The organism is Pseudomonas sp. WPR_5_2, assembly GCF_003634475.1.
Taxonomy (GTDB): Bacteria; Pseudomonadota; Gammaproteobacteria; order Pseudomonadales; family Pseudomonadaceae; genus Aquipseudomonas; species Aquipseudomonas izuensis.
The window spans coordinates 281,555-294,576 of sequence record NZ_RBLA01000005.1; the positions used below are offsets into that span (position 1 = coordinate 281,555).

Here is a 13,022-nt window from a genome sequence, read left to right on the forward strand (position 1 = left end):
GCGGTTATGCTCACAGCTCAATTAAGCGACGGGATGCCGCGTGACTGAACTGAATAATCTCTGGCTGACAGAAACCATCCGCCTGCGCGAAGAACACGCAGGCCCCCTGGAGGATCTGGAAGCCAATCGTCTGGCCCGCAGCGCCGGCGGCGATTTACCGACACGCATTCAACGCCGTGCCCTGTGGCTGGCCGAACGGGATGGCCTGAGTAGCGCGCTCGTACATTGGCTGCAAGGTGCGCGGCTGGCGCTGATCGTATTGGCGGTGCTGGCCGTAATCAGCGGCGCCGGTCTGGCGTTCGCCGCGCTGGGTGACGGGCAGACGCCGGTCAATGTGTTCTGGGCCTTGGGCAGTCTGCTCGGGCTCAATCTGATTCTGCTGTTGAGCTGGGCCTTGGGCCTGGTGTTTGCCGGCGAACACGGCGCCAGTCTCGGGCGTCTGTGGTTGTGGCTCAGCGAAAAACTCGCCCGCGATGCCAAAGCCGCACAACTGGCGCCTGCCTTGCTCTTGTTGCTGCAACGACAAAAGCTCAATCGCTGGGCAATCGGCGTGCTGGTCAACGGCTTGTGGTTGCTGGCGATGTTGAGTGCGCTGGTGATGCTGCTGACGATCATGGCCACCCGGCGCTACGGTTTCGTCTGGGAAACCACCATCCTCGGCGCGGACACCTTTATCACAATGACCCAGGGCCTCGGCGCCCTGCCCGCGCTGCTCGGCTTCAGTGTGCCGACCGTGGAAATGATTCGCGCCAGTGGCGATGCCGCGCTGAATATTGAAAGCGCCCGCCAGGCTTGGGCGGCGTGGCTGGTTGGGGTGTTGCTGGTCTATGGCGTATTGCCGCGACTGCTGCTGGCGCTGTTTTGCCTGTGGCGCTGGAAAACCGGTCGGTCGTCCTTGCATCTGGATTTGAACCTGCCCGGCTACGCTCAATTGCGCGAACGCCTGATGCCCACCAGCGAACGCCTGGGCATCAGTGATGAAGCGCCTGCGCAATTGCATCGCGTCGAAAGTGGCGTCAGTGACCAGCAAAGCGACGGCGCACTGCTGGTGGCCATCGAGCTGGACGATCAACACCCATGGCCGCCACAACTACCGAAAAACGTCAGCAACGCGGGCATTCTCGACAGCCGCGAATCACGGCACAAACTCCTCGAACAACTGAGCCGTTTCCCCCCGGCTCGTCTGGCCATCGCGTGTGATCCACGGCGCTCGCCGGATCGCGGCAGCCTGGCATTGATCGCCGAACTGGCCCGCAGCGCCAGCGCCACCCGCGTCTGGCTGCTGCAAGCGCCGCCCGGTGATGCGCTGGATGCCGATCGCCTCGGTGATTGGCACGTGGCCCTGCAACAGCTGGAACTGCCGTTCGCCGATAGCGCCCCGTTGAATTGGCTGGAGACGGGTCATGACTAAGCCTTTGAAGCTCGCCGTGGTCGGCCATACCAACGTCGGCAAGACTTCTTTGCTGCGAACCCTGACCCGTGATGTCGGCTTCGGCGAAGTCTCCCATCGCCCCAGCACCACGCGGCATGTAGAGGGTGCTCGTTTATCCGTGGACGGCGAGCCTTTGCTCGACCTCTTCGACACCCCTGGCCTGGAAGACGCCATCGCCCTGCTCGATTACCTCGAACGCCTGGAACGCCCCGGCGAACGCCTCGATGGCCCGGCACGACTGACCCGTTTTCTGGAAGGCAGTGAAGCGCGGCAGCGTTTCGAACAGGAAGCCAAAGTGCTGCGGCAACTGCTGACCTGCGATGCCGGCCTCTACGTGATCGACGCCCGTGAACCGGTACTGGCCAAGTACCGCGACGAACTGGAAGTACTGGCCGGTTGTGGCAAACCACTGCTGCCGGTGCTGAATTTCGTCAGCAGCGATCACCACCGCGAGCCGGCCTGGCGTGAAGCGCTGGCGCGTCTCGGCCTGCACGCATTGGTGCGATTCGATAGCGTCGCGCCACCGGAAGATGGCGAGCGCCGACTCTATGAAAGCCTCGCACTCCTGCTGGAACATGCTCGCCCGCAGCTGGAGCGCTTGATCGCCGACCAACAGGCTCAACGCCTTGCGCGCCAGCAAAGCGCGGCGCGACTGATTGCCGAATTATTGATCGACTGCGCCGCCTGCCGGCGCAGCGTGGTCAGCGATGCGGAACAGGAACAACAGGCCATTGGCGAACTGCGAAAAAACGTGCGCCAACGGGAGCAGCGCTGCGTCGAAGCCCTGCTCAAGCTCTACGGCTTTCGCCCGCAGGACGCAGCCGCGAGCGACCTGCCGCTGCTCGACGGCCGTTGGGGCGATGACTTGTTCAACCCGGAAACGCTCAAGCAACTGGGCGTGCGGGTCGGCGGCGGGATCGCGGCCGGTGCGGCTGCCGGGGCCGGGGTCGACTTGCTGGTGGGCGGTATTACCCTCGGCGCCGCCGCACTGGCCGGGGCCATCGCTGGCGGCGCCCTGCAAACCGCGCGCAGTTATGGCAGCCGGTTGCTGGGCAAGATCAAGGGCCAGCGTGAGCTGACGGTGGACGACAATGTGCTGCGGCTTTTGGCACTAAGGCAACGGCAACTGCTGCAAGCACTGGATGCCCGTGGGCATGCGGCGATGGACAGTATTCAAGTCGCTACACCTCAGGACAAGACTTGGCGCGAAGGAAAATTACCGGAAGCCCTGAACAAGGCGCGTGCGCATCCACAGTGGTCGTCGCTCAATGCGCATGCAAAATTGAATCAGGCGGAGCGGCAGGAACAAATCGAAGAGCTGGCACAACAACTGTAAATGTTGTGGCGTGTTGACGGGCCCCTTCGCGAGCAGGCTCGCGCCTACAGGGAAACGCATTCCAATGTGGGAGCGAGCCTGCTCGCGAAGGCCGCGCCACAAATCAAGAGCCGAGTGTCACCACTCGAGCTTCAGAAATTCCCGCACCAACGTGTTAAGCCGTGTTCGATCGGTGCGATTGGCGTGGCCATCGTTGTCTATGTCGGAAACCAGCACGATCTCGAAGGTACCGTCGTTGTCCAGGTCATGAACCGCTGCCTTGTAGGCAATGATCGGGCCCTCATGGAAATGCAGCCGCACCGACTCTGGTGTGCCGTCGCCCGAAGGATTCAGTGAAAACATTCGCAGATGCCGCTCCTCGCCTTCGCCGGCATTGAACCATCTGCATTTCAAATAGGTAGAGCCAAAGGTTCTCAGCCGCCGAATCTCATCGTCCGTCGCCTCACGCAGCAGTTGTTCTCCCTCAAAAAACTGAAACTGAAGCGTATCTGCCACCCCGCCACCGCTTCGATCCTGAGCAATCACCTTTAAATAGCGCATCCATTTGCTTCCTTGTGAAAAGCTCAGCTTGAGCCCTGCCAACAAGGCGATCCATACAACGCTTCGTCAGTTACCGTAGGACCGTTCAGCAACTTTCGCGGGACAACAACCCCACAGCCTTGCGCTTCAACACCCCAAGATCAATCACCGGCACATGCATCTCCTTGGCCAGCTCATCCCACTGCCGCATGCGCAAACTCACTTCGCACAACGGGTCCTGCTCGAAGGCATCCGCTTCGGCTTCGGTCATCACCCCGCCCTGATACTCCAGCGTGCGGCGACTGGCCTCGCTCAAGCGTTCGTAATACCCCGGTTCCCTGAGCGTCAGATACCGCTTGGCCTGCACGTGGTACTCCACCAACCGTGCCATGCGTTCACTGAATCCTGCGCTGCGCAGGTAGTCGGCGCCCAGCCGCTCATGACTGACCACGCCAAAGCCGCCCATGTTCTCGGCACCCTCGGTGCAGATATGTCCGATATCGTGGAAAAACGCGGCGAGCACCACTTCGTCGTCGAAGCCTTCGGCCATTGCGCACTGCGCGGCCTGGGACATGTGCTCGATCTGCGATACCGGCTCGCCGATGTAATCGGCATCGCCGAAGCGCTCGTACAGGGCGAAGACCTTGGCGACTGCTTGTTCGTTGTGGTTCATCAGAGGTCTCTCGATGACATGAATTTTGTCTTGAACTGTAGACCGCTTTCGCGAGCAGGCTCGCTCCCACAATGGAATGCGTTTCCCTGTGGGAGCAAGGCTTGCCCGCGACGGGGCCCTATCAGGCGAAAAATGGCTTACTTGGCCGCCACTTTCTCGGACTTGCCGTCATAACGCTTGCGCCATTCGGTCAGAATCTCGTCGCGATTCTTCGACGCCCAGGCAAAGTCGTTCTTGATCAAACGCTGCTCATAATCGGCCGGCAATTCGGTCTGCGGCTTGGCGATACCCGGTTGTGCCAGCACAGCGAAGTTCTCTTTATAAAGCTCCATCGCCTCAGGACTGGCCGAGAAGTCCGCGAGTTTCTTCGCGGCGTCTTCATGCGCGGTGCCTTTGATCACGGCAGTCGCTTCGATCTCCCAGCCCAGGCCTTCTTTCGGCAGGATGATGTCCAGCGGCGCGCCCTGGCGCTTCAGTTGTACTGCCGGGTACTCAAAGGAAATTCCGATCGGGAACTCACCCGCCGCCGCCAGCTTGCAGGGTTTGGAACCGGAGTGAACATACTGGCCGATGTTCTGGTGCAGGTCGTCCATGTACTGCCAGCCCTGCTTCTCGCCGAAGGTCTGCAACCAGGCGCTGACGTCGAGGAAACCGGTGCCGGACGACGCCGGGTTCGGCATGACGATCTTGCCTTTGTATTCAGGCTTGGTCAGGTCTTGCCAGCTGACTGGCTTGGTCAGGCCCTGCTTCTCGGCTTCGACGGTGTTGAAGCAAATCGTCGCGGCCCAGACGTCCATGCCGACCCAGGCGGGCGGGTTGGCGACGTCGCGGTAGTTACTGCCGATTTTGCCCAGGTCTTTTGGCGCGTAGCTTTGCAGCATGCCTTGCTGATCGAGAATCGCCAGGCTCGAAGCCGCCAGACCCCACACGGCGTCAGCCTGCGGGCGAGCTTTTTCGGCCAGCAGTTTGGCGGTGATGATGCCGGTGGAATCGCGCACCCACTTGATCTCGACGTCCGGGTTGGCCTTTTCGAAGGCGTCCTTGTAGGTCTTCAGTTGTTCGGCTTCGAGGGCGGTGTACACCGTCAACTCGGTTTTCGCAGCGTATGCGTTCAGGCTGAAAGCGGTGAGGACAGCAGCGGCCAGGGCCAGGGGCTTGAACATGATCTTTTCCTGTATTTGAGTTGAGGGACTTTGGCTTCTTTTTGGAGCAGCGAATCAATGACCGGGCGCGGTCTGTCGCCAGGCTTGTGAGCGGCGCAGCAAACCGCGCGAGGCCCAGGCCAGCAGCAGGGACACGCCCGCCGAGGTGAACAGAATCAGGGTCGACATCGCCGCCGCGCCGCCGACATTGCCGGCGTCGTCCATGTTCAGCACCGCCACCGCCGCAAGGATGGTGTCGGGGCTGTAGAGGAAGATCGCCGCCGAGACGGTGGTCATGGCCGAGACGAACAGGTAGCGCACGATGTCCAGCAGCGCCGGCAGGCAAATCGGCACGGTGACCCGCAGGTAGTGCCGGTACAGCGGCGCCTTGAGCGACAGCGCGGCCGCTTCGAACTCGGCGTCGAGCTGGCGCAATGCGGTGGTGGCGGTCATCTGCGCGGTGGTCAGATAGTGCGCAATGGTGCAGACCACCAACAGGGTCATGGTCCCGTAGAGCACGTGCAGCGGATTGCCGGTGAGGTTGAAGAAGAAGACGTAACCCAGGCCGAGCACCAGGCCCGGCACCGCCATCGGTACGAAACTGAGCATGCGCAGGGTCAGATTCAGGCCGCGCTGGCCCTTGGTTTTCTCCATCAGGTAGGCACCGGTGAAGATCAGCACGCTGCCGATCAGCGCCGTGCACAACGCCATCTTCACGCTGTTGCCGTAGGCCAGCCAGCCACCGCCCGCGGTGTCGTTGAACTGGTAGTGGTTGAGCGACAACGACAGGTTGTACGGCCAGAACTTCACCAGCGAAGAGAACACCGCCATGCCGAACACCAGCAGCAACGCAGCGCAGATCAGCAGCACGATGGCCAGGTAGCAACCGTCGCGCAGTGTCGACGGCGCCGGCTTGAAGACTTGCGCCCGACCGCTCATGGAATCGCCATGACGCCGACGCAACCAGGCGTCGACACCGAAGCTGAACAGCGCCGGCAGCAGCAACACCATGCCGATCAAGGCGCCGCGACCGAACTGCTGCTGGCCGACCACGGCTTTGTAGGCCTCCAGCGCCAGCACTTGATAGTCACCACCGACCACCACGGGCACGCCGAAATCGGTGATGGTCAAGGTGAACACCAGGCAAAACGCGGCGAACACTGCCTGACGCGTCGCCGGCCAGGTGATGCTGCGAAAGGCTTTAGCGGGACTGGCGCCCATGCTGGACGCGGCATCAAACAATCGCGCATCCGCCAGCGACAAGGCTGACAGCAAAATCATCAAGGCGTGTGGGAAGGTGTAGATGACCTCTCCCAGAACAATGCCCCAGAAACCGTAAATGTTGTCCGAGAGCAGACCGCGCAGCATGCCCTGGTTGCCGAACAGATAAACCAGCGCGATACCGGGCAGCATGGACGGCGCCATCAGTGGCAGCAACGAAATGCCGCGCCAGATGCCTTTGCCAGGTATCAACGTGCGTTGCAGGGCGTAGGCAAACAGGTAGGCCAATGGTACGACGATGGCCGCCACGCTGAGGGAAACCTTCAGGCTATTACCCAACAGCCAGTGGAAGTTGGCACTGGTCACCAACTCCCGCGCGGCCAGCCAGCCTCCACCCTGCCCGGCTTCAGAACTGAAGCCGCGCCAGAAGATCGCCAGCAACGGCATCAACACGGCGACGCCAAGCATGATCAGCAGCAGGACTTTGCCGCCGACCACGAAAATCCGGTCACCGATCTCGGCACGAGAGACTGGCCGTACCTGCTTGCGCGGTAGCGGCAGCGCGATGTTCGCGCTCATCAGGCAAACACCTGCAGGCTGCGCGGTGGCAAGGCGACCATGATCTGCTGCGCGCCAAGACGCGGCATGGCTTCCGGCGCCAGTTCGGCCAGCAAGGCGTGGCCGGGCAAATGATCGAGTTCGAAGCTCATGCGGCAGCGGTTGCCGAGGAAAGTGATTTCGCGAACCTTGGCCGGGAACAGGTTTTCTTCGTGCACCACAGGGTTGACGTTGATCGCTTCCGGGCGACAGAACAAACGACCTGATGCAGCCCTGGCGCTGCCGTCGACCAGACGCAGGTTCATCCCGCCGACCTGGGCATGGCTGTCGCTGGTGCTGTGGAACGGCAGCCAGTTACCCTGGCCGACGAACTCCGCCACGAACGGCGTGGCCGGGCGGTTGTAGATTTCCTGTGGCGTGGCGTACTGCTCGACCTGGCCGTTGTTCATCACGGCGATGCGGTCGGCCATCAACATGGCCTCGTCCTGATTGTGGGTGACCATCAGGGTGGTGATACCGAGCTCCCGCTGCAGTTGACGCAATTCGGTGCACAGGTGCTCACGAACGCGGGCGTCGAGGGCCGACATCGGCTCATCCAGCAGCAACAACGACGGCGCCGGGGCCAGCGCCCGAGCCAGCGCGACCCGTTGCTGCTGACCACCGGACAATTGGCCGGGGTACTTTTTCTCACTGCCGCTCAGGCCAACCAGTTCGAGCATCTGCCCGACACGCTGGCGCACTTCATCGCGACCGCTGCCGGCCAGGCCGTAGGCAATGTTCGCTTCGACGGTGAGATTGGGAAACAGTGCGTAGGACTGGAACAGAATGCCGTAATCCCGAGCCTGAGGCGCCAGGTGGGAAACGTCGCGACCGCCCAGGTACAACTCGCCGCTGTCCTGTTTCTCCAGACCGGCGATGCAGCGCAGCAGAGTGGTTTTGCCACAACCGGAAGGTCCGAGCAGGCACACCAGCTCACCGGCCGCCACGTCGATGGACACATTATCGAGCGCGGTGAAGGCACCGAAACGCTTGTGCACGCCACGCACTTTCATTGGCGCGCCGGGGTTGGTCAGGGCAGTTGCGATCGAGTTGTTCATGGACGGACCTCATCTAGCAGATGAAGGCCATCCTAGAGTTGTAATGCGTCCGTCATATGGCAGTGAGGCAAAATCGGCCGATAGTGGTATTCGCGGATTTTGGTTAAGTCATGTGTTGTCTGTGCTGACCTCATCGCTGGCAAGCCAGCTCCCACAGGGTTCTCCAGTGAACACAGATCTTGTGAACACTAGAAACAACTGTGGGAGCTGGCTTGCCAGCGATTAGGCCCTCACAGAAGAAGCAAATCCTCAGACCGGTGACATTTCCTGCGCCACCCCGAGAAACGCCGCCGGCAACCGCGCATTTTTTCGCTCCTTGAGGCAGTACAGATACTCCGGCAGCAAGGGCGCATTCTCGATAGTCAGCACCCGCAGCTGGGGATCGTGGGGCACTTCCTGGCGGGCGATGAGGCTGATGCCGATGTTGCGCAGCACCGCTTCGCGGATCGACTCGCGACTGCCGATCTCCAGCAATGGCCCGACATTCACGCCGGCGCCGGCCAATAACTCTTCAGTCATGCGCCGGGTAGTGGAACCTGGTTCGCGCATCAACAACGTATGCCCTGCCAATGCACTGAGAGGCACATGATCGTGGACAGCCAATGGATGACTGCGATGCACCGCCAGCACCAGCGGATCGCTGCCGAGCACCCGGCGAATCAACCGTGCGTCTTCCAGCAGCTGCGAGGACGCCGCGACATCGACCCGGTAATCCTCCAACGCTTCCAGCACCTGCTGCGAGTTGCCGATTTCCACCGACACTTCCACCTGCGGCAGACGCTCGCGAAAGGTTTTCACCAAATCGAGGATGTAATACGGCGCGGTGGCGGCGATGCGCAACGTACCCTGAACCTGCCCGCTGTTGCGCAGGAAAAACTCGATGTCGGCTTCCTGCTGCATCAGCGCCTTGACCATCGGCAGCAGGCGCGCGCCCTCTTCACTGACACTCAGGCGACGCCCGCCACGGTAAAACAACTCCACCGAGTATTGGCTTTCGAGATTGCGAATCTGGGTCGTCACCGTGGGCTGGCTCAGGCCGAGCTTCTTCGCTGCCAGGGTAATGCTGCCCAGGCGGGCAACCATGTAAAACGCCTTCAGCTCGGCACTCAGCACAACCATCCCTCTTCGTCTATTTGCGCAGCAGGCGCAAACCGTTGAACACCACCAACAGGCTCACGCCCATGTCGGCAAACACTGCCATCCACATGGTAGCGAGCCCGGCGAAGGTTACCCCAAGAAAGATCGCCTTGATGACCAATGCCAGGGCAATGTTCTGTTTGAGTACGCTTGAGGTCTGCCTCGACAGGCGGATGAACGCCGGGATTTTGCGCAGATCATCGTCCATCAGGGCGACATCGGCGGTCTCGATGGCGGTGTCGGTGCCCGCGGCGGCCATGGCGAAACCAATTTCGGATCGCGCCAGCGCCGGGGCATCGTTGATACCGTCGCCGACCATGCCGACGCGGTGGCCCTGTGCATAAAGGGCTTCAATGGCTTGCAGCTTGTCGGTCGGCAGCAGGTCACCTTTGGCCTGATCGATACCGACTTGCGCGGCAATCGCTTCGGCGGTGTGGACGTTGTCGCCGGTAAGCATCAGGGTTTTGATGCCCAGTTCGTGCAGTTGCCGGATGGCTTCGCGGCTGGAGTCTTTTACCGTATCAGCCACGGCGAACAGCGCCAGCGGACCCGACCGGTCGAGCAACAGCACCACCGACTTGCCCTGTTTCTCCAGGGCGAACAGTTTCTCCTCCAGCGCGGGCGAGCACAGCCCCAGATCTTCGACCAATCGATGGTTGCCCAAATGGTAGAGCTGGCCGTTGATAACCCCGCGCACTCCGCGCCCACCGAGGGCCTCGAAGTTATCCACAGTCAACGACGCAGGCTGTTTATCCACAGCCGCGCTGGCGATGGCCCGCGACACCGGGTGATCCGAACGACCGGCCAGCGCCGCCGCAATCGCCGGCGCCGATGCATCGGCGGTGGGATCGAGTGACAGGTAATCGGTTTGCACCGGTTTGCCATGGGTGAGGGTGCCGGTCTTGTCCAGAGCCAGATAATCGAGCTTGTGACCGCCCTCCAGATAAACGCCGCCCTTCACCAGAATGCCCTTGCGCGCCGCAGCGGCCAGGCCGCTGACGATGGTCACCGGAGTGGAGATCACCAGTGCACAGGGGCAGGCGACGACCAACAGCACCAAAGCACGGTAGATCCAGTCAAACCACAGCACATTCATGAACAGCGGCGGCAACACCGCCACCGCCAAGGCCAGGATAAATACCGCCGGGGTGTAGATTCTGGAGAAGCTGTCGACGAATCGCTGGGTCGGTGCCCGCGCACCTTGGGCCTGTTCGACCGCGTGGATGATTCGCGCGAGCGTCGAATTGTTCGCGGCGGCGGTGACGGTATATTCCAGGGAGCCCGCCTGATTGATCGTGCCGGCGAACACCTTGTCGCCGACAGTTTTTTCCACCGGCAGGCTTTCACCGGTGATCGGCGCCTGATCGATGGTCGAATTGCCCGCCAGCACCTCGCCGTCCAGGCCGATGCGCTCGCCGGGCCGCACCCGCACCCGTGCACCGAGGTCGATGGTTTTCACATCTTGCGCGACCCAACTGCCGTCGGCCTGCAACACCGTTGCCTGTTCCGGGGTCATCTGCATCAGGCCGCTGATCGCATGACGCGCGCGGTCCAGGGACTTGGCTTCGATCAACTCGGCCACGGTGAACAGAAACATCACCATCGCCGCTTCCGGCCACTGGCCGATGAGGATCGCGCCCGTCACCGCGATGCTCATCAGCGCGTTGATGTTCAGATTGAGATTCTTCAGGGCGATCCAGCCCTTTTTATAGGTGCCGAGGCCGCCGCTGAGAATCGAGACCAGTGCGATGACTGCCACAACCCAGTTCGGCGCGACCGCGGTGAAGTGGATCACCTCGGCCACCAAAGCGGCGACGCCGGACAGCGCCAACGGCCACCAGGGCTTTTTCACCGGTGTCGGCAGCGGTGTTTCGACGCCCTGCTCCAAGGGCTCGGCGTGCATTCCAAGGGACTTGATGGCGTCGATGATCGGCGCGGTACTCGTCAGGTTATGGGTGACACCCAGCACCCGATTAATCAAATTGAACTCCAGCTGCTGAACGCCGGTCAGTTTTCCTAACGTGTTCTGGATCAGCGTTTGCTCGGTCGGGCAGTCCATGGCCTCGATGCGGAAACTGCTCAGCCGTGCATCGGCACTTGACGCTTCGCTCAACTTGATCAGCGCGGGCGCCGCGGCGATCGACGAACAGCAGGCGTCACCATGGCTGCCATGTGAATGTGCAGTCACGGGCTTGAGTTTATTACCGGGAGCATCGTCGGCTTTGTGAGTGTGCAGGGAATCGCTCATTGATTGCGTCCATAAGAGTACCTGTTGCCAAGTAAAGACCCTGTAGCCACTATAGGGTCAAGCACCCTTTTTGGAGATCGTCATCATGAAGATCGGAGAATTGGCGAAACTCACCGATTGCGCGGTTGAAACGATTCGCTACTACGAGCGCGAAAACCTGCTGCCGGAACCGGCACGCAGCGACGGCAACTACCGCGTCTACACCCACGCCCACGCCGAACGCCTGACCTTCATCCGTAACTGTCGCACCCTCGACATGACCCTCGAGGAAATCCGCAGCCTGCTGGCTTTTCGCGATAGCCCGCAGGACCAGTGCGAAAGCGTCAACGCACTGATCGACGAGCACATCCTCCATGTGAAGGCACGAATTGACGGTTTGCTGGCCTTGCAGACGCAACTGCTCGACCTGCGCCAACGCTGCAGCGAAGGGCCTGGGGTCGATCAATGCAGGATTTTGCAGCGATTGGAGGTGAGCGGCGGGGTGGTGGCGACGGAGGTTGAGCATTCCCATGTGGGCCGAAGCCACGGCCATTAAGCCCCCCACAAAACCACTGTGGGAGCGAGCCTGCTCGCGAATACGGTTTCTCATTCAACATTGAAGTCGACTGATCTACCGCTTTCGCGAGCAGGCTCGCTCCCACAGGGTTAATGGTCGGCTGTTAAACCGCCATCGGCGCGGTCATCGGCGCATGGTGCTCGTAGCCTTCCAGCGAGAAATCGCCCGGCTCGACCAGCTCCAGCCACTCCGGCTGATACACGCCGGTCTTGGCAAATTCCGGCACGCGGTCGGAGATCTTCAGTTTTGGCATCGGGAACGGCTCGCGCTTGAGCTGTTCGTTGAGCATGTCCAGATGGTTTTCGTAGACGTGCGCGTCACCGATGAAATAGGTGAACCAGCGTGGCGTGTAGCCGGTCAGGCGACCGATCAGGCTCAGCAGCGCCGCGCCTTCGGTGAGGTTGAACGGGGTACCCAGGCCCAGATCGTTGGAGCGGATGTAGAGGGTCAGGGAGATCTCTTTGGTCTCGACATTCGGGTGGAACTGGTACAGCAAGTGGCACGGCGGCAGGGCCATTTCATCGAGTTGGGCAACGTTCCAGCCATGGAACAGGATGCGGCGGCTACCCGGGTCCTTGATGATGGTGTCGACGCACTGGCGCACCTGATCGATGGCTTTGTACAGCACCACGTAGGCCTGGCCATCTTCTTCACCTTCGGCGATCTGACGGTAGCCTTGCTTCAGGGTCTGCTCGATGGCGGCCTGATTGCTGACCGGAATCTGCTTGTAAGCCGGCCATTTGCGCCATTGCACGCCGTAGATTTCGCCGAGGTCGTCCTCGCCCTGACGGAACGGGTTGGCCAGCCACTGGGCGTTTTCATTGGCGTTCTGGTCCCAGACCTTGCAACCCAACGCGCGGAATTCGGCGGCGTTGTTCACGCCACGCAGAAAACCACACATCTCGCCAATGGCTGATTTGAACGCCATTTTGCGGGTGGTGATCGCCGGGAAACCTTCCTGCAGGTCATATCGCAGCATCGCGCCGGGAAAGCTGATGGTGTTCACACCGGTGCGGTTGGCCTGCTTGGTGCCGTTCTTGATGACGTGGGCGACCAGTTCGAGATATTGCTTCATGAGTTACCTGTGTCCTTGAACCCGCAGC

11 protein-coding genes are annotated in these 13,022 nt (G+C 61.3%); 3 read left to right on the forward strand and 8 right to left on the reverse strand.

Features of this window, described 5'->3' with window-relative positions; genetic code table 11:
* The first annotated feature begins 40 nt into the window (after nt 1-40).
* On the forward strand, nt 41-1,411 hold the full coding sequence (locus BJ917_RS19685; RefSeq protein WP_096514370.1) for a DUF2868 domain-containing protein: 1,371 nt from the start codon (nt 41-43) through the stop codon (nt 1,409-1,411).
* Nucleotides 1,404-2,768: a GTPase/DUF3482 domain-containing protein gene (locus BJ917_RS19690; protein ID WP_096514369.1), complete on the forward strand. Its 1,365-nt coding sequence runs from the start codon at nt 1,404-1,406 to the stop codon at nt 2,766-2,768. The genes BJ917_RS19685 and BJ917_RS19690 overlap by 8 nt, the downstream gene beginning before the upstream one ends.
* A 117-nt stretch (nt 2,769-2,885) precedes the next feature.
* On the opposite strand, the gene BJ917_RS19695 is transcribed toward BJ917_RS19690, so the two are convergent.
* The 7 genes from BJ917_RS19695 to BJ917_RS19725 form a co-directional block, all read right to left on the reverse strand.
* On the reverse strand, nt 2,886-3,308 hold the full coding sequence (locus tag BJ917_RS19695) for a hypothetical protein (protein ID WP_096514368.1): 423 nt from the start codon (nt 3,306-3,308) through the stop codon (nt 2,886-2,888).
* Nucleotides 3,309-3,393: 85 nt separating this feature from the next.
* Nucleotides 3,394-3,960, reverse strand: coding sequence for a phosphonate degradation HD-domain oxygenase (locus tag BJ917_RS19700; RefSeq protein ID WP_096514367.1), 567 nt, complete (start codon nt 3,958-3,960; stop codon nt 3,394-3,396).
* 137 nt (nt 3,961-4,097) lie between these two features.
* Nucleotides 4,098-5,123, reverse strand: coding sequence for a putative 2-aminoethylphosphonate ABC transporter substrate-binding protein (locus tag BJ917_RS19705; protein WP_121104186.1), 1,026 nt, complete (start codon nt 5,121-5,123; stop codon nt 4,098-4,100).
* Between the two features lie 54 nt (nt 5,124-5,177).
* The gene (locus BJ917_RS19710) at nt 5,178-6,902 is read right to left on the reverse strand and encodes a putative 2-aminoethylphosphonate ABC transporter permease subunit (RefSeq protein ID WP_121104188.1); all 1,725 of its coding nucleotides are present in this window, start codon (nt 6,900-6,902) and stop codon (nt 5,178-5,180) included.
* A complete protein-coding gene (locus BJ917_RS19715) occupies nt 6,902-7,978 on the reverse strand; it encodes a putative 2-aminoethylphosphonate ABC transporter ATP-binding protein (RefSeq protein WP_121104190.1) in 1,077 nt (358 codons plus the stop codon). The genes BJ917_RS19710 and BJ917_RS19715 overlap by 1 nt, the downstream gene beginning before the upstream one ends.
* A 249-nt stretch (nt 7,979-8,227) precedes the next feature.
* On the reverse strand, nt 8,228-9,091 hold the full coding sequence (locus tag BJ917_RS19720; RefSeq protein WP_121104388.1) for a LysR family transcriptional regulator: 864 nt from the start codon (nt 9,089-9,091) through the stop codon (nt 8,228-8,230).
* A gap of 16 nt (nt 9,092-9,107) precedes the next feature.
* Entirely contained in the window at nt 9,108-11,363 is a 2,256-nt protein-coding gene (locus BJ917_RS19725; RefSeq protein WP_121104192.1) for a heavy metal translocating P-type ATPase, read from the reverse strand.
* Nucleotides 11,364-11,448: 85 nt separating this feature from the next.
* Here BJ917_RS19725 and cadR point away from each other — a divergent pair, with 85 nt between their 5' ends.
* Nucleotides 11,449-11,898 carry a Cd(II)/Pb(II)-responsive transcriptional regulator gene (cadR, locus tag BJ917_RS19730; protein ID WP_096514362.1) on the forward strand — a complete coding sequence of 150 codons (450 nt, stop codon included), beginning with the start codon at nt 11,449-11,451 and terminating at the stop codon, nt 11,896-11,898.
* A gap of 124 nt (nt 11,899-12,022) precedes the next feature.
* Here the strand turns inward: cadR and BJ917_RS19735 are convergent, their stop codons facing one another.
* A complete protein-coding gene (locus BJ917_RS19735; RefSeq protein WP_096514361.1) occupies nt 12,023-12,994 on the reverse strand; it encodes a thymidylate synthase in 972 nt (323 codons plus the stop codon).
* Nucleotides 12,995-13,022 lie beyond the last annotated feature (28 nt).